The organism is Tenacibaculum skagerrakense (genome assembly GCF_004345825.1).
GTDB lineage: Bacteria > Bacteroidota > Bacteroidia > Flavobacteriales > Flavobacteriaceae > Polaribacter > Polaribacter skagerrakensis.
The window spans coordinates 92460-111742 of the sequence record NZ_SLXM01000002.1 but is presented as its reverse complement, the minus strand read 5'-3'; the positions used below and the strand labels follow the sequence as shown (position 1 = coordinate 111742).

13 protein-coding genes, 1 tRNA gene and 1 pseudogene are annotated in these 19283 nt (G+C 31.2%); 6 read left to right on the top strand and 9 right to left on the bottom strand.

What is annotated here, in order from left to right:
* Window positions 1-12 precede the first annotated feature (12 nt).
* Window positions 13-1665, top strand: a complete 1653-nt coding sequence (locus tag EV195_RS04805; protein ID WP_132793514.1) for a pyruvate dehydrogenase complex dihydrolipoamide acetyltransferase — start codon at window positions 13-15, stop codon at window positions 1663-1665.
* A gap of 63 nt (window positions 1666-1728) precedes the next feature.
* On the opposite strand, the gene EV195_RS04800 is transcribed toward EV195_RS04805, so the two are convergent.
* From EV195_RS04800 to EV195_RS04780, 5 genes are all read right to left on the bottom strand, one after another.
* Entirely contained in the window at window positions 1729-3882 is a 2154-nt protein-coding gene (locus EV195_RS04800; RefSeq protein ID WP_165915687.1) for a DUF5916 domain-containing protein, read from the bottom strand.
* A gap of 57 nt (window positions 3883-3939) precedes the next feature.
* Window positions 3940-4311, bottom strand: coding sequence for a nuclear transport factor 2 family protein (locus EV195_RS04795; RefSeq protein ID WP_132793511.1), 372 nt, complete (start codon window positions 4309-4311; stop codon window positions 3940-3942).
* Window positions 4312-4405: 94 nt separating this feature from the next.
* The gene (locus tag EV195_RS04790; protein WP_165915686.1) at window positions 4406-5311 is read right to left on the bottom strand and encodes a helix-turn-helix domain-containing protein; all 906 of its coding nucleotides are present in this window, start codon (window positions 5309-5311) and stop codon (window positions 4406-4408) included.
* A gap of 378 nt (window positions 5312-5689) precedes the next feature.
* Window positions 5690-6760 (bottom strand): PA0069 family radical SAM protein, encoded by a 1071-nt coding sequence (locus EV195_RS04785; RefSeq protein ID WP_132793508.1) that lies wholly within the window; start codon window positions 6758-6760, stop codon window positions 5690-5692.
* 88 nt (window positions 6761-6848) lie between these two features.
* Window positions 6849-9479, bottom strand: a complete 2631-nt coding sequence (locus tag EV195_RS04780; protein WP_165915685.1) for a S8 family peptidase — start codon at window positions 9477-9479, stop codon at window positions 6849-6851.
* Between the two features lie 283 nt (window positions 9480-9762).
* On the opposite strand from EV195_RS04780, the gene EV195_RS04775 reads away from it, so the two are divergent.
* Window positions 9763-10593: a M57 family metalloprotease gene (locus EV195_RS04775; protein WP_132793505.1), complete on the top strand. Its 831-nt coding sequence runs from the start codon at window positions 9763-9765 to the stop codon at window positions 10591-10593.
* 73 nt (window positions 10594-10666) lie between these two features.
* Here the strand turns inward: EV195_RS04775 and aroC are convergent, their stop codons facing one another.
* Window positions 10667-11728, bottom strand: coding sequence for a chorismate synthase (aroC, locus tag EV195_RS04770; RefSeq protein ID WP_132793503.1), 1062 nt, complete (start codon window positions 11726-11728; stop codon window positions 10667-10669).
* Between the two features lie 285 nt (window positions 11729-12013).
* Between aroC and EV195_RS04765 the strand changes: the two genes are divergently transcribed.
* Together EV195_RS04765 and EV195_RS04760 are read left to right on the top strand one after the other, a co-directional pair.
* A tRNA-Ser gene (locus tag EV195_RS04765) sits at window positions 12014-12098 on the top strand.
* A 615-nt stretch (window positions 12099-12713) separates the two neighbouring features.
* Window positions 12714-13454 (top strand): annotated as a pseudogene (locus EV195_RS04760) (ParA family protein); the annotation flags it as partial.
* A gap of 401 nt (window positions 13455-13855) precedes the next feature.
* Here the strand turns inward: EV195_RS04760 and EV195_RS04755 are convergent.
* From EV195_RS04755 to pdxH, 3 genes are read right to left on the bottom strand one after another with little or no spacing between them, the layout of a single operon-like run.
* Window positions 13856-14749 carry a Ppx/GppA phosphatase family protein gene (locus EV195_RS04755; RefSeq protein ID WP_132793500.1) on the bottom strand — a complete coding sequence of 298 codons (894 nt, stop codon included), beginning with the start codon at window positions 14747-14749 and terminating at the stop codon, window positions 13856-13858.
* 12 nt (window positions 14750-14761) lie between these two features.
* Window positions 14762-15250, bottom strand: coding sequence for a SixA phosphatase family protein (locus EV195_RS04750; protein WP_132793498.1), 489 nt, complete (start codon window positions 15248-15250; stop codon window positions 14762-14764).
* Window positions 15251-15280: 30 nt separating this feature from the next.
* Entirely contained in the window at window positions 15281-15928 is a 648-nt protein-coding gene (gene pdxH / locus EV195_RS04745; protein ID WP_132793497.1) for a pyridoxamine 5'-phosphate oxidase, read from the bottom strand.
* Between the two features lie 71 nt (window positions 15929-15999).
* Between pdxH and EV195_RS04740 the strand changes: the two genes are divergently transcribed.
* Window positions 16000-16923, top strand: coding sequence for an AraC family transcriptional regulator (locus EV195_RS04740; protein ID WP_132793495.1), 924 nt, complete (start codon window positions 16000-16002; stop codon window positions 16921-16923).
* Window positions 16924-17016: 93 nt separating this feature from the next.
* Window positions 17017-19176 carry a TonB-dependent receptor gene (locus EV195_RS04735; RefSeq protein ID WP_132793494.1) on the top strand — a complete coding sequence of 720 codons (2160 nt, stop codon included), beginning with the start codon at window positions 17017-17019 and terminating at the stop codon, window positions 19174-19176.
* Window positions 19177-19283: the final 107 nt, after the last annotated feature.

Below are 19283 nucleotides of genomic sequence, written 5' to 3'. Positions count from 1 at the left end.
AACTAAGTAAACATGGCAACAGTAATTAATATGCCTCGCTTAAGCGACACGATGGAAGAAGGAGTAGTAGCTTCTTGGTTAAAAAATGTTGGTGATAAAGTTGAAGAAGGAGATATTTTAGCTGAAATAGAAACTGATAAAGCCACAATGGAATTTGAATCTTTCCACGAAGGTACTTTATTACATATTGGAGTAAAAGAGGGAGAAGGCGCACCTGTTGATACATTATTAGCAATTATTGGAGAAGAAGGTGAAGATTTTTCAGCTTTGTTAAACCAAACAGCATCTTCAGAAACAACTGAAGCTCCAAAAGAAGAAACTAAAAAAGAAGATAGCAGTAACTCAAACAACAATTCATCAGTAGTTATTCCTGACGGAGTTCAAGTTGTAACAATGCCTAGATTGAGTGATACGATGGTTGAAGGTACTGTAGCTTCTTGGTTAAAAAATGTTGGTGATAAGGTTGAAGAAGGAGATATTTTGGCTGAAATCGAAACCGATAAAGCTACCATGGAGTTTGAATCTTTTTACGAAGGAACTTTATTACATATTGGTATCAACGAAGGAGAAAGTGCTCCTGTCGATAGTTTATTAGCTATTATTGGTAAAGAAGGAACAGATGTAAGTGCTGTTGTTGAAGCTCACAAAAATGGCGGAGTAGCTACTGCTGCACCCAGTGAAGAGAAAAAATCAACAAAAGCAGAGCCTACTGAAAAAGTTGTTTCTGCTTCTCAAGAAACTGTAGCTAATTCTTCTACTAATACTACTAATGGTGGTAGAATTTTTGCTTCACCTTTAGCTAAAAAAATAGCTAACGACAAAGGAATAAATTTAGCAGATGTTAAAGGTTCTGGAGAAAATGGTAGAATCGTTAAAAAAGATGTAGAAAACTATACTCCTGCTGCTAAAGTTGAAACATCTGTTGCACAAACAACTTCTACTAGCTCTCCAGCGGCTGTTACAAACTTTGCTATTGCCGGTGAAGAAAAAACTGAAGATGTTAAGAATTCACAAATGCGTAAAGCAATTGCAAGAAGTCTTGGTAATTCTAAATTTTCTGCTCCTCACTTCTACTTAAACATTGAAGTAGATATGGATAATGCAATCGCTTCTCGTAAAACAATTAATACAATACCAGATGTTAAGGTTTCTTTTAACGATATGGTAGTGAAGGCTTGCGCAATGGCATTGAGAAAGCATCCACAAGTGAATACTTCATGGACAGATGATACTACAAAATATCACAGCCATATTCATGTTGGTGTTGCTGTAGCTGTAGATGAAGGATTAGTTGTTCCTGTTTTAAAGCATACTGATGCCATGACCTTAACTCAAATAGGTGCATCTGTTAAAGATTTAGCAGGTAAAGCTAGAAGCAAGAAGATTAAACCAGATGAAATGCAAGGAAGTACTTTTACAGTATCTAACCTAGGTATGTTTGGAATAGAAAGTTTTACTTCTATTATTAACCAACCTAACTCTGCAATTTTATCAGTTGGAGCTATTGTTCAAAAACCTGTTGTAAAAGACGGACAAATAGTTGTTGGAAACACAATGATGTTAACATTAGCTTGTGATCACAGAACTGTTGATGGTGCTGTAGGAGCTCAATTCTTACAAACATTAAAAACGTATATAGAAAATCCAGTTACTATGTTGGTGTAACTAGATTCAATAATTATAAAAAAAACTCGGAGCTTTCACTCCGAGTTTTTTTATTCATTTATTTTAAAAATCAAATCGGTAATTCATTTTAAAAGCAACACCCCAATTTTTTCTACTAAAGTATTTGTCGAAATTATCGGTTATTACAAAATACAAATAGCTTAAAGGTTTATATTCCCATTGAATTCTACTATTAATATTAAAATTATTTAACTGATTATTATACTGAACATACGTAGTCCAGTTTAATCGATTGTTAAAAAACACCTCTCCCGTAAACCTACTTAGGTGAAATGTTTCTTTTCCTAATTCATTTAAATTTATTGAATTGATATCATGCGAAAACTCAAAACTAGCAAATGGTAACAACTGGTAATTAAGATAGGCTCCTCCTGCTAATTTATCGCCATTATAAAATTTTCCTTTTTGAATGTTCACCTGATAACGTAATTGTTGATTATTAGCTGAATTATATCCGATTTTTAGATTCCAATTCTCGTAGTTTCCTGGAGTTAACACATTTCCATTTCCCAGAATATTAAAACCGTATTTTAAATCGATATCATCATAATTAATAGCATAATAAACAGAAGATAAATCTTTAAAAAAGACAGCTGAATTTAAATAATGACTCATTTGATTTACAGTTCCATTTACATCAAAATAACTATTGTTACTATAATTTAAATAGCGTATCGAATTCAAGGTCTTAGAATTGTTATAAAACTTTGTATACCTCAAACTACTCACTGCTTGAAAATACCCTTCTCTAACCACTTCATCATTAATTGCGTCATAGGTATATAATCTTGGTGTAAAACCTGTTTCAACTAAGTAATTCTGTTGTACATTTTTTACTGAAAAACTTCCTTGTAGACCTCGATCATTATAATCTAAACCCATATTAAAAAAATGATTATCCCCAACCACATTATCCGTCAAACTCATAGCCCAATTGGCAGTTCCAATCCACTTTTTATTATTGGATTTAAAATTTAAATTCATACCTGTAACTCTGTTGTAATCATTTACAAAACTAAACCCATCTGTTTCCTGCTTATTAACTAAGAAAGCAGTTGTAGTAAGCTGTTTTGATAATTGCTGTTCTGCTACTAAAACAGAAAAATTTTGAGCTTTAACTTCATTGTCCTTTTCGGTTTGAACATTTAAAACCCCTACTCTAGTTTTTTGATATACATTCCCCGACAATTTTACTCCAAACTGAATGTTACTATTTGCACCAACTCTCCTAGAGTAAAATGGGTTTACATCTGGCGTACCTAAATTTGAAAATAAATCTGCATTTTCTAAAAAGAAATTTCTCCTTTCAGGAAAAAACAAAGAAAAACGTGATAAGTTAGTTACTTGCTGATCTACATCTATTTGAGAAAAATCTGGGTTTAAAGTAGCATCTAATTTTAAAGAGGAAGTTAGGTTATACTGTACATCTAAACTAGGTTTTAAAGTCGCTTTATTATTTTCTCCAGTATTTTGATAATCAATTGTTAGTGAAGGAGAAACTGCAAAACGAGAACGAACAGCTTCTGGTACTTTTTCAACGCTAAAAGGTTTAGTAAAGCGTAAATCGAACGTCACGTAATTTCTGCTTAAATCAGTTAAAATTGTCCAAGAATTGTTTTTAATATCTCTAACATAAAACTGAACTCCGAATGTTGAATTTTCTTTAGTAAAGTTTAAAGCTTTAAAAGGAATTGCAATCTCATAGACCTTTTTAGTTCCTTGCACTGATGTTTTAGTTTCCCAAACAGCATTCCAATTAAAATTAAGTCCGTAACCTGTTTCATTACGAACTACCAAAGCATCAACTTGTGTTCCATATGTATTTACAGCAAATAAATTTCCGTTTTGTTGTTGATTTTGTGTATCCAGAACCACTACAAAAGCATCACTTATACCAATAGAAACATCTCTTTTTAAAGTACTAACTTGTTGTTTGGATGTAGTATCGTTATAAATTGCTCCTATATACAAAAACTCTCCATTATGAAATATTTTAACTTCAGTTTGATTTTCTGCTAATCCTTCATCAGTAGGTAATACATTATAAAAATTTGTATGAATCGGTAAAAAATTCCAAACCTCTTCGTCTAATTTACCATCAATATCAATTACACCTTCTTTATAATTAATAACAGCTTCCTGGGTAAATAGTATAATAGGTATTAGTGTGAAAATTATATTTAGTATCTGCTTCATTTTACCAATTCTCATCAATTTTTGTTGCAGTTTTACTTATGATTTTCCAATTACTACCTAGCTTTTTTTTAACAGAAATAAATCAATATAGATTACCTTTGATTTAGGTATTTTAATTTCAACTTTAGCAATAGCTATATCACTAATAATTTCTAGGGAAAGGATTTTACCAACACGCCCATTAAATTGACCTTCTTGAGCGTTTTTAAAAAAATTAGCGTATTCTGTAGGTGTGAATCTTTTAAACCCATCTCTAGTTGTTAAATATAAAGTTGCATTATCTGCAAATGCGCTTTTAATCAAATTCCTTTTGTTGTAAGAACTACCTTCAATATAATTTTGCAGCGTTTTTTCAATTTCAGTAAATTCGGATTGAGCACCTACAATTTGTGATACAACAAGTAAGAATGTAATTAATGTTTGTTTCATGTTTTTTGAATTTTAATTTGATTCAAAACTCATAAAACCGTTAGTATATAAGATGATAAGTTATAATTTAGGTGTCCTGAATTATAAAACTAGACTATAAAAATTGACTTTGAAACTGAAACGGAGTTTGTCCTACTTCTTTTTTAAAGGTTGCGTAAAAATTTGATTTTGAGGAAAATCCAGCTTCAAAACCGATAGCTTCCAAGGTTAATTCTTTATGTTCTTTCAACATTCTCTTAGCTTCTTCAATTCGATAAGAATTCATGAAAGACGCAAAACTTTTCCCCATATTATCATTTAGCAGCTGTGATAATTTATGTGGTGTTATTTTAAGCTCTTTAGCGATATCTGAAATTTTTATACTTGTATTTTTATACAAGCTTTTTTCTTCGATAAGTTTATCCAAGCTCTTTAACAAACTCTTTGCCTCTTCTTCTTCAATCTTTTTTGATGCATATTTTTCAGGGATGTCTTGAAAAATAACTTCTCTATTCTTTTTTGACAGAAAGAATATCAGTAAAACATAAAATACGATAGAAAATGTAATTGTTCCAACTAAGTAAAAAAAGAAAAGTCCAATTATGTAAGCTATAAATATTAACAAATTTGCGCCAAACACTCCCAAAAGCCACAACTCTGAAGTAGTACATTGCTTATAACTGAAAATCAATTTTTTAAATAAAGCTCTTAAAATACAAGCTGAAGCAATTATATAAAGTCCCCAAACCGAATAAATAAAATAAACAAAATAAGAGTTCCAGAAATAACTATTAAATTGATATGGAAAAATTATACCAATACTAACTATCAATAACAATAAAATACTGAAACTTATTTTCCAGTTTACGGGAAAAACCTTTCTATTTTCAATGGAAGCTTTTAGGTAGTAAAACAAACTAGCACCAATTAAAAAACACGCAGACAATCCTATTTGAATTAGTGTAATATTTCTTTCTTCTTTGGGTGTAAATATGACGTATAATGATTTTCCTATCCTCATACTTAACAACAGCATTAACAAACCAAATAAAAAGTTTTGAACTCTTTTTACCCTATTGAATAATAGAAAGTATAGGGAAACTAAAAAACCATTAAATACACCTAGACCACATATAAAAAATAAAACTGGGTTATCGGACATGCTTCGAGTTATAAATTTTGACTAAAATAAAGAAAGATAAAATTCTCTTTTAAGTTTTAAATGTAAAAATTCATAAAGTTTTGCGACCAAAAATCTAGGAAATAAAAAATCATTCAACATGAGAAGTCTTAACTACCTTGAAAATTTTCCAGTAATTATATTTATAACTGGAATTAGCATTTTTAAAGAAAAGAATACACTCTTAATACCTATAAAAGCAATCAACTAAAACAGTTATCAAAACAATTTCATTTGATTAGTTTGTTGCTTGTCAAACAATGTATAATCTAATTTTGGTAGGTTTTTATTTTTTAAATATAATTTCTTAGCCAATTTAAATTGCATTGCTACTTGTTCTACAAACTTACCTTCTCCTCTCATTCTAGTTCCAAATCGAGAATCATTTAACGTTCCTCCGTGACAATCTTTAATTTGATTTAAAATCTTGTTGGCTCTATCAGGATATGTCTTTTGCACCCATTTTGTAAAAATTTCACCTACCGCTCCATTCAAACGAACTATCGTATAACCTACCGAACTAGCTCCTAGTTCACTTACCTTTTTAACTAAAGGGAGTATTTCATGATTATTAATAGCTGGAATAATTGGTGCCATCATTACGTTTACAGGAATTCCATTTTTTGCTAACTTTTCAACAGTAAACAACCTTTTCTTAATACTTGCTGTTCTAGGCTCTAAAGTTCTTCTTGTTTGCTCTGAAAGTGATGTAATTGAAATACTTACATTTACCAAATTTAAGCTAGCCATCTCTTTCAAAATATCTAAATCTCTAAGAACTAAAGCATTTTTTGTAATCATCCCAACAGGATGTTTTAGTTTCAGCAATACTTTTAACATTTCGCGAGTAATATTCAGTTTCTGTTCTATAGGTTGATAACAGTCTGTATTACCAGAAAACATAATTCTTTCAGGAATCCAACTTTTACTTCGTAGCTTCTGCTCTAAAAGTGCTGCGGCATTAGCTTTGTATAATATTTTTCTTTCAAAATCTAAACCCGCAGAATACCCCCAGTATTCATGCGTATTTCTTGCATAACAATAAATACAACCATGTTCACAGCCTTGATATGGATTCATGGAATAATTAAACCCAATATCTGGACTGTTTACTTTATTTAAAATTGTCTTGGGATATATTTCTAAGTAAGACGTTTTATTATTGTCTGATTTTTCATTTTCAGCTTCACAATAATTGAGGAAATCGTCTAAAACTTCAGAGCTATGCTGCAAAAATCTATTCTGTGAATTGTGCTGGGCGCCACGACCATTTATAAACTCTGAATTCATCTTAAACAATTATAATTTTACAAAAGGAGGATTATAAAATTACGAGAAAAAAGAGCTTAAAAATGTTAATATTGATAAGTTATCTTTATTATTTTCCGACAATAATTACTTTCTTAACGGCCAGTAAATTTCCTTTATTTAAAATCTGAACAAAGTATAAACCCGAATTCAACTTGGGAATCGCTAATGTTTGTCTTACTTTGTTTAAAATAGTTGAATACATAATTCTTCCTGAAGTATCAACAACTTGAGCTGTTAAATTATTCCCTCTAGAAAAAACAAACATTCCTTCTGATTTAATTACTGGATTAGGATATATTGATAAAGAGTTGTTAAAAGGAAAATCAATCTGCACTTCATCTGATAAAATCTCAGTTCCATTATTCAAAACAATTCTTGCTCTATAAAGGATTTCTCCTCCTGGAACATCAGAATCATTTGCGGTAAGTAATTCTGAACTGGGCAAATTAATTTCATCTATTACAGTAATATTTCCTTCTGATATTCTTTCAAAAAACACTGCATTTACATTGGTTAGCGTGCTTAAATTCAAAGTAGCACTCACAACATCATTATCATTTAAAAAAGCAAAAAAGTTTCTGTAATAACAATTTACACCCTGAAAAGTGTAATCAATTGTTTGTCCTTGTTTTCCTTTTAATGAATTAAAAATTGGTGTAATTGATACAAATGGAAGTTCCAAAGTAGTTTTCGGAATTTCAATAGTTAATTGCGTCTGATTTTGATACGGAACTAAATATTTTTCACCAAGAATCGAAACTTCATAAGCTGTTGCGTTTGCTACCTCATCCCAAGAAAACTGCACACTCTCATTACAATTATAATCTACTTTAGGAACAATAACTGGAGAAACCGCAAATGTATCTGATACATAATAATTTCCATTGATTAAAGCTCTTAATTGCATTACTCCACTACTATCAGGAAGATTCCACTCAAAGAAATTTGAAGTTAAATTAGCTGTACCATCTATAGCTTGCCAGTTTCCATTATTCAATGAATATTCGATAGCAGTAACAGGAAAATCAAAATTATTTTCCCAACTAATTCTTTCTGTTTGTGCTGATTGTAATGCATCACTTGCTGTAGGAAAATTCCATTTAAATTGATCTTTCTCTTTAAAATAGTATGCGATTGAAAATGTTTGTTTTGAACTAGTAATTGAATTTCCTGTTACTCTAACTGTATACGCTCCTATTTCTGGATTCTCAATAGTAATTAATTCTGTATTATTTATATGGTCTTCTCCTCTAACTGCTGGACTTTCTAAAGAATTCGAAGCCGGACTCGCATCTAAAACCCAAGGTAACCAAGTAGTAGCATCTTTCACCAACTCTAAATCGATATCATTTACTAAAGCAGTAACATCATCTACATTTGCAGGTATATCACTCCAAACTAATGCCACTTTCAATTCTTTGAGAGGTGAACTAACGTTAATAGTAAAATCCTTTGTTTGAGAATTGACTACCTCATCAACTATAAATTGATTACGATCTAAAATAAGACCACTTTTGTAAGCATTAACATTTCCATATCCGCTTTTAAAATCTATTCCTTCCTCACCAACATCATCCGCACCAGCAATTAATAATGATTTTACTAGAGATGCTCTAGGATACTCTCCGTTTTGAGCTTTGTATTGCTGTTGTAATAAACCGCTTATACCTGAAACTACTGCTGCAGCATCTGAAGTTCCTTCTGGTCCATGCGCCACTAACTCTGGCTTAATTCTGCCATCATACGTTGGTCCTTTAGAACTTCTAGAATTCACCGTAAGACTTTCATCTACACCACCAACCAATAAAACATTTTTAGCCATTTTAAAATTACCTGTCATATTAGCATAACCATCAATTCCTTGATAAGTTCCATCAGTTGAAGCTAGTTCTCCATCATTTCCCGAAGAAAAAACATGTAACAATGAAGGATTTTCTATAACACTTTGATCGTAGGCATTTGCTTGAGTACCGTAAAAACTTTCAATGTCTGTTCCATAAGAATGATTTTGCACAAATACATTGTTCGTACTATAAAACAAATCTTCATCAGGAAGTAATGATGTAAAATCGGAAGAAGACAAACCACTTAAATAAGCAATCCCTTGGGAGTCTGAAGATCTATTTCCAGCTCCTCCAATAATGGAAGCCATAATGGTAGCATGATTTGTGATATCATTAGCTTCATTACCGTAAGATCTAATTCTATTTCTAAAATCGATGTCGTCAACATCAAATAATAACTCTTTGACTGAAACATTGATATTTTCCCCTGTTAACAAAGAAAAGTTATGTTGTAAAAGATATACATTATTAATACTTAAATCTACTTTCTCAAATGGTATTGTCTCTGGTTTTGGTATTTTGACAACATCTAAAAAAGTACAAGAGGATAAAGCACTAATTCTTGATAAGTCCGATGAGTTTAACTTAATATTGATTGTATTCTTATAGCTGTTTATCAATTTACAAGATATCTCTCGAGATATAAGCTCAGATAAAAACTTCTTTCTATCAGTAGTTTTTACTGATATAAGCACTTCTTGGTTCTTCTTACTTTCCAGCAATCCTTTTATACTTTTAGACAATTTCCAATTGTCATTGATTTCATACAATTTAGAACTAAACACTTCTCCATTTTCATCATCCTCAAGCCTGATAATTAGAAAATTATCAGTTAATTTTTTGATAATTTTCACCTTTTTTTCATTCTTTGGAAGATTTTTTTTACTAATTAAAAAGTATTTATTTTTTGAAAAAACAATAGTATTTTTTTGTGGATTTAGGCTCTTTATATCATCAGTAAAATTCACTTGTGAGAACAAATTAAACGATAGAAAAAAACAAAAAAGAGAAAGGAAGATAATTTTCATTTAACATATGTTTACACTGCAAAGAAACTTATTTTTTTTAACATTAATTGTGAAATACTTAACAAAAAAGGTATATTTGTATTAAAATCAAACAAAAAGCCCTTATACAATGAAAAAAACAAAATTATTTTTAAGTCTATTTGTACTTGCAACTTTCCTTTTTATAGGATGTAATTCTGATGAAAATCAAGATCAGGTTCAAGAAGAAGTATCTCCTGATGTTGCTGCTAAATTACAAGCTGCCTATTTTGACACTTCCTCTGCTAAAGTTACTACTTTTATGGGAGAAGAAGGAGTAGCTGTTGAAGACATGTTCTTCACATTTGCTCAAATTGATGAATTAGGAGAAGGATCAAACATTCCTAACACAGAACACTATCGAACTACTAATTTAGTAACAGGTTTACCTAGAACAATTACAGTAAGTGTTTCTCCAGATTTAGGAACTTTAGGTTCTAACGCTTTAGATGTTGCTATTAACATGTACAATAACTTAGGTTCTCAGTTAACTTTCCAAAGAGTAGCCTTCGGTGGAAAAGGAAGAAACAAAGCAAACATTGAAGTAACAGAATTCTACGAATTAGAAAGTGGAGGTTTCATTACTCTAGGTAGAGCTGCTGGTTTTCCTACTAGAAAAGGTGATCCTGCAAAAGGTTTTGGGATTAACAGTAGATGGTTTGAGTTATCTATTGCTCCAACTGTAAACGAATTAGCGGGTACAATGGCTCATGAAATTGGTCACTGTATTGGTTTCCGTCATACAGATTACCAAACTCGTGAGAGCTGTGGACAAAATGTAAATGAAGGAAGTGCTGGTGTAGGTGCAATCTATATTCCAGGAACTCCAACTGGTTCAGATCCAAACTCTATTATGCAATCTTGTGGACCAGCAATTACATTCAATAACAATGACAAAAATGCAATGTTAACGCTTTACTAAGAGTTACCTTTTTTAATAGAATAATAAAACCCAGATGTTACCATCTGGGTTTTTAAATTTATATAACTTATTTTTAAGCTTTTCTTGTTCTGTTTAACAACCAAAAATCTGCTAAAACTAAGGCTGTTAATGCTTCAACTATAGGAACTGCTCTTGGCACAACACACGGATCGTGGCGTCCTTTACCTGTTATTTCAGTTGCTTCTCCTTCGGAATTAATAGTTTCTTGATGTTGCATTATAGTAGCTACCGGTTTAAAAGCTACTCTAAAATAAATATCCATTCCATTAGAAATTCCGCCTTGAATACCACCTGATAAATTTGACTTAGTAGTTCCATCAGTATTAAAAATATCATTATGCTCAGAACCTTTCATTCTAGCTCCACAAAAACCACTTCCAAATTCAAAACCCTTAACAGCATTAATTGAAAGCATCGCTTTACCTAATTCAGCATGTAACTTATGAAAAATAGGCTCACCTAGTCCAACAGGAACGTTTTGAACTACACAGGTAATTGTTCCTCCAATAGTGTCTCCTGCTTTTCTAATTTCTTGAATCTTAGCAATCATTTTTTCTGCTGAAACCTCATCAGGACAACGAACAATATTACTTTCAGTTTTAGCAAAATCTAAATCTTGATACGGCTTATTCATAAAAATATCGCCTACCGAAGATGTAAATGCATTTATTTGAATATGACTCAACAACTGTTTTGCCAATGCTCCAGCTACAACCCAATTTGCAGTTTCTCTTGCAGAAGTTCTCCCTCCTCCTCTATAATCACGAATTCCATACTTTTTATCGTATGTATAATCGGCGTGTGAAGGGCGATAAACGTTCGTATTATGATTGTAATCTTTGCTTTTTTGATTTGTATTTCTAATTACAAAACCTATTGGCATACCTGTAGATTTACCTTCGAAAATACCAGATAAAAACTCAACTGTATCAGGCTCTTTCCGTTGTGTAACTATTTTTGATTGCCCAGGCTTACGTCGATCTAACTCTTTCTGAACAGCATCAAAATCAATCTCAATGCCAGCAGGAAAACCATCAATTACACCTCCAATTGCTATTCCATGAGATTCTCCAAAAGAAGTCAGCTTTAAAATATTTCCGAAAGAATTAAACATAAATGTTACTTTAAAATTTAAAAAGAACGAAGTTAACTAATTACGTTAAAAACTACCGTTTAATAGCTATAAAAAATCGCCTTCTTAGCAAAAAGTGTTTCAATTGACAAAGTAGGATTTTCAAAAACTCATCTTCTTCAAAAACATATCTAACTGACTTAAAACACATTAAACCTTAATCTGATAAAAACCCAAAAAAACAATTTAAAAAAGTGTGTATTTCTTTTCTTTAATTCAAAAAGGTTCTTATATTTGCATCCGCAAACGAGAAATCGTGAGTCGACTGGTGAAATGGCAGAGTGGTCGAATGCGGTGGTCTTGAAAACCATTGACTGTAACAGGTCCGGGGGTTCGAATCCCTCTTTCACCGCGAAAAGCTTCAAGGAAACTTGAAGCTTTTTTGTTTGAATATAAAAAATGAATTTATGAATTCATATATAATTGCTATCTGTGTCGTTCTATATATATTTTTCCATATCTGGGTAATTAAATTAAACAAAAAGAACAAAAAAGAAAAACTACCCAAAAGTAATTTAGACAAAGATTATGAATTCTCTATAGATAAACTATTTGAAGATATTTTTAAAAAATTCAAATAACATAAAACTCTGTAATTTCTTTTTTATTAATATTATGCTCTATATTATATTTTATCATTAGAGCCGAAAGAGCATTACTTTTATCACTTTAATTAGCTATATCCACATTATTATTTTAAAACCAACAATTTACGCGGATAATAATTCTATAGCAAAAAGTAAGACCGAAAATTATATCATTAATTAAAAACCAGTATTTTTAAATCTTATAGAAGAGTAAAATGAAACAAAATGGAGTTTACTAGTAATATCGTAATCACTGTAATTTCCTTATATTTATTCTTTCTTTTCTTTAAAAACCAACCTAAACCATCTCATTTTCAAATATTTTACTATATTTAAGTGAAATATTCTCTAAAAACACTTGTACTTAATTTTTATTTATAATGGGAAAAGTAATCTCCATTTGTAATCAAAAAGGAGGCGTTGGCAAAACTACTACCTGCGTTAACCTTTCAGCGGCATTAGGAATTCTTGAAAAAAAAGTATTGGTAATTGATACAGATCCTTCAGCTAATGCTTCAATTTCATATGGATTTTCCTCAAAGAAACTGAATAATCCGTCTTTAGAGTTTATGGATTTCACCTCTGTTATAAGAAACAATATAATTAGCACAGAATCGCCTAATGTAGATTTGTTGCCTTACATCGAAGACCTCAACTTATTTAAAAGGAATAATGGCGAATGCAAATTTCATAAAGCATTACAATCTATTCAAAAATCATACGATTACATATTAATTGATTGCGTTCCTTTCTTTAAAGCTAAAAACTTAGATATTTTAACGAGTTCAAATTCTGTTATTATACCTGTACAGTGTGATTATTACGCTTTAGAAGGACTTCATAAGTTTCTAAAAACTATCCGTTTTACTCAGAAAAAATTAAATCCCAATCTAAGAATTGAAGGGTTCTTATTAACAATGTTTGATAAGAGAATGAATCTTTCTAATCAGGTTGTAAACTACGTTCGTAACTATTTTGGCGACTTAGTTTTTAAAACGGTCATTAATAGAAATACAAAGATTACTCAAGCTCCAGGTTATGGTCAAAGTGTTTTACAGTTCGATATAAATTGTGATGGTGCTAAATGCTATTTACAACTAGCAAGTGAGCTAATTTCTAAAGAACCAATACTATCTGAAACCCCACTAATTCCTGAAGATAAAGAAAGCATCTTTAACACCAAATTACTATCTAAAACCACAGTAGAAGAAGTAGAAAACTTTACTTTATTTGAAAAAGTACTCCACTCTACAACTTCTAGTATTGAAAAAAAGGTTATTGCATTTCCTAAAAACTTTGACACCCTTATTAACTTACAGAAAGCTTATGTAAAAAGGATACTTGGAAACTGCTATAAAAACCGTTTAGGAAGTAATGTGTGGATTTATAAAATCAACACCAAAAGTTTCTTCAAGAAAAAATTCTTATACCTTTATTTTAAAGACGGTAGCGTATCGCATTACGCAACAAAGTGGTTTAGTTAAACTTATTAAGTATAGGCTTAAACTTATATCTGTAATAATTATATACTATTATAATATAAGCTTTTAACAATACCATCAGAAAGCCCAATCTTTGGAACATAAATTCTTCTTGCTCCACTCCATTTCATTGCTGATAAGTATATTTTTGTAGCTGGAATGATTACATCGGCTCTATCAGGATTTAAACTTAACTCTGAAATTCGTTCTTCGTATGTCATAGACTTTAAAAACTCAAACTGCGCATTTAAATAAATATAAGACATAGGTCTGCCTAATTCTAGACCCGACATTTTAAACAATTTATTAATGTTTCCACCAGAACCTATTAAAGAAATTCTTTTAAACTCCATGGTATTTTTAACAATCCAATTTTGCACTTTTAAGAAAATCTTTTTGTTCTTTTCCTTAGTGTTATTAATAAGACGAACTGTACCTATTTTAAACGATTTTGAATTCACAATTTCTCCTCTAGAAAATAACGTAAATTCAGTACTACCTCCACCTACATCTACATACAGATAAGTCTCGTCAGAATTGATGAGATGTTTTAAATCGGTAGATGAAATAATTGCCGCTTCTTTAGCTCCATCAATAATATCAATTTGAATACCTGACTCTTCAAATATTTTTTCTACTATTTGCTCTCCATTAGAGGCTTCTCTCATAGCAGAAGTTGCACAGGCTTTATATTTTTCTACTCCATGAACTTTCATCAGTAGACTAAACGCTTTCATAGCCTCTACCATTCGATTTTTATTATTTTCAGAAATTTCACCTGTAACAAAGGCATCAGCACCTAATCGAATAGGAACACGAACCAAAGAAGATTTTCTAAATTTAGTCTCCTTATCCTTCTCTTCTATTACGTTAGCTACTAAAAGTCTTACAGCATTAGAACCAATATCAATGGCTCCGTATTTTTTTATTTCCAAATGAAATCGGTTTTATTTATGGTACTTCGGAAACTCAACTAATGATGTTGTTCCTTTTTTAATATCTTTCCAATGTTTTTCTTTAAACTGAATGCCTACTACTCCGCAAGTAGGAACATGCGCTATTGGTTTACTTCCAAATTTATTTACAAACGTATTTATTCCATGGTCATGACTAAATATAATAGCACTGTCAAAACCATCATCTAAAGCTTTAACTGTTTTTATCAAATAACCATCACTAAAACTATACAATTGTTTGCTAATCTTAAGGTTTGCCATTGGATAACCAAAATTCTCACAAAAAATAATACCAGTTTGTAATGCCCTATTCGCACTGCTTGAAATAAATACATCTGGCCTAGTTATAGTTTTGGCCAAAAATTTAGAAATAAGATGTGCATCATTAATACCCCTTTCTTTAAGAGGTCTATCATGATCTTTTACACTTAGATAATCCCAAGAAGACTTAGCGTGTCTAACTATATAAATTGTTTTCATTCAATCTTAAAAAGATTCTCAAATATAGCATTAAGGAGCTAATCGTTCAAGCTTCCACGAAAAATCTTTTAACAAAGTATATCTAATTCTATCATGAAGTCTGTTCGGCCTACCTTGCCAAAACTCTATACTTATAGGTTTTACAAGAAACCCTCCCCAGTGTTCAGGTCTTGGAATTTCATTTCCTTTAAACTTAGCCTCAAACTCCTGTAAACTATCTAACAATACTTGCTTGTTATCAACAACTTCACTTTGATTTGACGCCCACGCTCCTAATTTGCTTCCATCAGGTCTAGACTCAAAATAACCATCTGATAAATTCTCTGATAATTTTTCTGCTTCTCCTTTAATAATAATTTGTCGCTCTAAACCTGCCCAAAAAAAAGATAAGCAAACTTTATTATTTGCCATAATTGCTTTTCCTTTTTCTGAGTTATAATTGGTATAAAAAATAAATCCTTCGTAGGTATATTTTTTAAGTAACACTACTCTTGTTTTTGGAAAACCATCCAATCCTATTGAAGCAATACTCATTGCATTAGCCTCATCAACCATTTCTGATTCATTAGCCTCTAAAAACCAGTCTCTAAATAACTCAATTGGATTTTCTGGACAATTGTATTCTAACAATTCATCTTTCTCGTAAGACTTTCTATAATCACTTAAGTCGTGCGCCATACCTATATTTTTTGTTATGTAAAAATACGATATAATTACGAGTTCACTTTAAATCACATACATTTGTTATTATGAAAATGAATGAAAAAAACAACCATTTATCAGTTAGAATGCATCAAGCTATTCAATATATTGAAGAACATAGTGCTTCAAAATTACTATTGGAAAATGTTGCACAACAAGCGTTTCTTTCACCTTATCATTTTCATAGGATATTTAGCTCTATTACAGGAGAAACTTTCACGAGCTTTGTTACTAGAAAAAAAATAGAAAGAGCTGCCAACTTTCTACTTCATGCAAACGAAAAAAGCATTTCTGAAATCACCGATATAACAGGTTTTTCTTCTATTTCAACCTTTTCAAGAACTTTCAAAAAATTCTATGGTGTAAGTCCTACGGAATTTAAACATAAATGCAACAGCAGATTTAGCAAGATTAGTAAAACGAAAAGCAAGAATGGGAAAATAGATACAGACCTAGAGCAATACATTTACAACATGAAAAATCTTGTAAATTATATTGACGAAAAAGCTACAGCTATTGAGGTAAAAACAGTAAACGAAATTCCTGTTGCTTACGTTCCACATATCGGTGCGTTTGAAAATGTTGGAATTGCTTTCGACAAACTACTTAAATGGGCTTATCCAAAAGGTTTAATGAACGATAACTGTAGAATTCTTTCTGTTTATCATGACAGTCCGAAAGTTACTGAGACTTCTAAACTAAAAATGAGCGCTTGTATTAGTCTTGAAAATAGTTCAGTAAACACTTCAGAAATCAATACTAGAATAATTTCTTCAAGAAAATATATTAGCGTAACATTTACCTTAGGCTTAGATGAGTTTAAAAAGACTTATGAAGCTATTTTTGTTTGGATTTTTGACAAAGGATTTAAAGTAGATGACTCTCGTGATCCTTTTGATGAATATCACAACAATTTTAACGAACATCCACAGAAGTTATGTAACCTTACTATTTACATTCCCGTTCAATAACACAATTCATCTTATTTTTTTTACAATTCGGTATCTCTTTTTATGAAAGGGAGTATATCTGATACATTTTTGTTGCGTAAAACAATAATCAACATGAAACCATTATTTACTTTATTAGTATTTATTAGCACTATTTATTCTTTTTCTCAACATAGTATTTCTGGAAAAGTAATTGATTCAAAAGGAAATCCTATTGAGGGAGCAAACGTATATCTTGAAGGAACTTATGACGGAACCTCTTCAGATAAAAACGGAGATTTTTCTTTCACCTCTTCTGAAAAAAACATGCAAACATTAGTCGTTTCATTTGTTTCGTATGAAACTTTTATGAAAACTGACAACATAGAAAACTTTAAAAGTATATCTGTAAAATTAAAAGAAGATGTAAACACATTAGATGCTGTTGTTATTAACGCAGGTACTTTTGATGCAGGTGAAAAAGCAAGAGCTGTAGCATTAAAACCTCTTGACATTGTAACCACCGCTAGTGCTCTAGGTGATGTAATTGGTGCTTTCCAAACGTTACCAGGAACCTCAGCAAATGATGAAGACGGAAGATTATTTGTACGTGGTGGAGATGCAGAAGAGACTCAAATTTTTATTGATGGAATTCGTGTATTCAATCCATTTATGCCAACAGGAAATAATATTCCAACTCGAGGTCGTTTTTCACCTTTTTTATTCAAAGGGATGTCGTTTTCGACTGGAGGATATTCTTCTGAATACGGACAAGCATTGTCAAGTGTATTAGCTTTAAATACTATTGATCAACCTACTCAAGAAAAAACAGACATTCAATTAATGACCGTAGGTGTAGGAGTTGGAAATACACAAATATGGGGTAAAAATTCATTCAGTATTAACACATCATACATCAATTTAGCGCCCTATCAATACGCGTTTCCAGATAGAAATGAATGGAGTAAACCTTATGAGGGAGCTAGTGGAGAAATGGTGTATCGTTATCAACCAAATGAAGATGGACTGTTAAAACTTTATGGAGCTTTTAATTATACTAATTTCGACGTACTACAAGACAATATTAATTTTGATAATGGTTTCCAGTTTGACCTACAAAACACCAATTTATATTTTAATGGTTCCTACAAACAACGTTTAGGTAATGGGTGGAAAGTTTCTGGAGGAGTTGGTTATACAAATGAAACTTCAGATATTAATTTACAAAATGACAATGTAGATAATGCTGAAAATTCTGCTCACTTTAAGATTAAAGCTCAGAAGCGTTTTTCAAGTAGATTAAAACTAAATTTTGGAGCTGAATATTTTATCACAGATTTTAATGAAGATTTTACGCAAAGTTCAACTTCAGATACGTTTAACTTTACCTTTGATAATAACATTTTCGGAGCATTTACAGAGGCAGACATTTTTTTCTCAAAAAAATTAGCAACAAAAGTTGGTGTTCGTTTAGAAAATAATGAATTTTCAAATGAACTTACTGTTTCTCCTAGGCTTTCTTTAGCATACAAAGCAGGAAAATATGATCAGTTTTCGGTAGCTTATGGAGAGTTTTATCAAAACCCAAGGAATGAATACTTAAAATTTGCCGAAAACCTTACTTCAGAAAAAGCAACTCATTACATTGCTAATTACCAATACACCAAAGATCGTCAGCAATTTAGAATTGAAGGTTATTATAAAAAATATGATAATTTGGTAAAATATGATGATGTTACTGCTTCTCCATTAGCCAATTTTTCCAATACTGGAGATGGGCATGCAAAAGGAATTGATTTGTTCTGGCGTGATGGTAAAAACATAAAAAGTTTAGACTACTGGGTATCGTATTCTTACTTAGACACAGAACGTGATTATAAAAATTATCCTACTAAAGCTACACCAAACTTTGCTTCTAAACACAATCTATCTGTTGTAGGAAAATACTGGGTAGATTCTTGGAAAACACAGTTAGGACTGTCATATCGTTTTGCAACCGGGAGAAGTTACACTAACCCAAACACAACTGGTTTTTTAAATCAGAAAACAAAAAATTACAACTCAGTTAGTATAAATGCTGCCTATTTAATTAGTCAACAAAAGATTTTATATTTCTCGGTAAACAATGTACTAGCTACACAAAACGTTTTTGGTTATAATTATAAAAACACTCCTGATTCAAATGGGGTTTTTGAACGCCAAGCCTTACGACCAAATGCCGATCAATTTTTCTTTATAGGATTTTTCTGGTCGATAAGTGATGACAACAAAAGTAATCAGTTAGACAATCTTTAATTCGTAAACACACAACCGATAACCGAACACTTACTCTTGCAAATACAATTCAGTTATTAAAATTGACAATTCGGTAAGAATTTTGAGGTTATCAATTGAAAACAATA

Bases quoted from the DNA above. Each gene is read 5' to 3' on its own strand.
- EV195_RS04775 (WP_132793505.1), top strand. From the start codon at position 9,763: ATGAAAAAAACAAAATTATTTTTAAGTCTATTTGTACTTGCAACTTTC.
- EV195_RS04785 (WP_132793508.1), bottom strand. From the start codon at position 6,760: ATGAATTCAGAGTTTATAAATGGTCGTGGCGCCCAGCACAATTCACAG.
- EV195_RS04735 (WP_132793494.1), top strand. From the start codon at position 17,017: ATGAAACCATTATTTACTTTATTAGTATTTATTAGCACTATTTATTCT.
- pdxH (WP_132793497.1), bottom strand. From the start codon at position 15,928: ATGGCGCACGACTTAAGTGATTATAGAAAGTCTTACGAGAAAGATGAA.
- EV195_RS04750 (WP_132793498.1), bottom strand. From the start codon at position 15,250: ATGAAAACAATTTATATAGTTAGACACGCTAAGTCTTCTTGGGATTAT.
- EV195_RS04800 (WP_165915687.1), bottom strand. From the start codon at position 3,882: ATGAAGCAGATACTAAATATAATTTTCACACTAATACCTATTATACTA.
- EV195_RS04790 (WP_165915686.1), bottom strand. From the start codon at position 5,311: ATGAGGATAGGAAAATCATTATACGTCATATTTACACCCAAAGAAGAA.
- EV195_RS04740 (WP_132793495.1), top strand. From the start codon at position 16,000: ATGAAAATGAATGAAAAAAACAACCATTTATCAGTTAGAATGCATCAA.
- EV195_RS04805 (WP_132793514.1), top strand. From the start codon at position 13: ATGGCAACAGTAATTAATATGCCTCGCTTAAGCGACACGATGGAAGAA.
- EV195_RS04795 (WP_132793511.1), bottom strand. From the start codon at position 4,311: ATGAAACAAACATTAATTACATTCTTACTTGTTGTATCACAAATTGTA.
- aroC (WP_132793503.1), bottom strand. From the start codon at position 11,728: ATGTTTAATTCTTTCGGAAATATTTTAAAGCTGACTTCTTTTGGAGAA.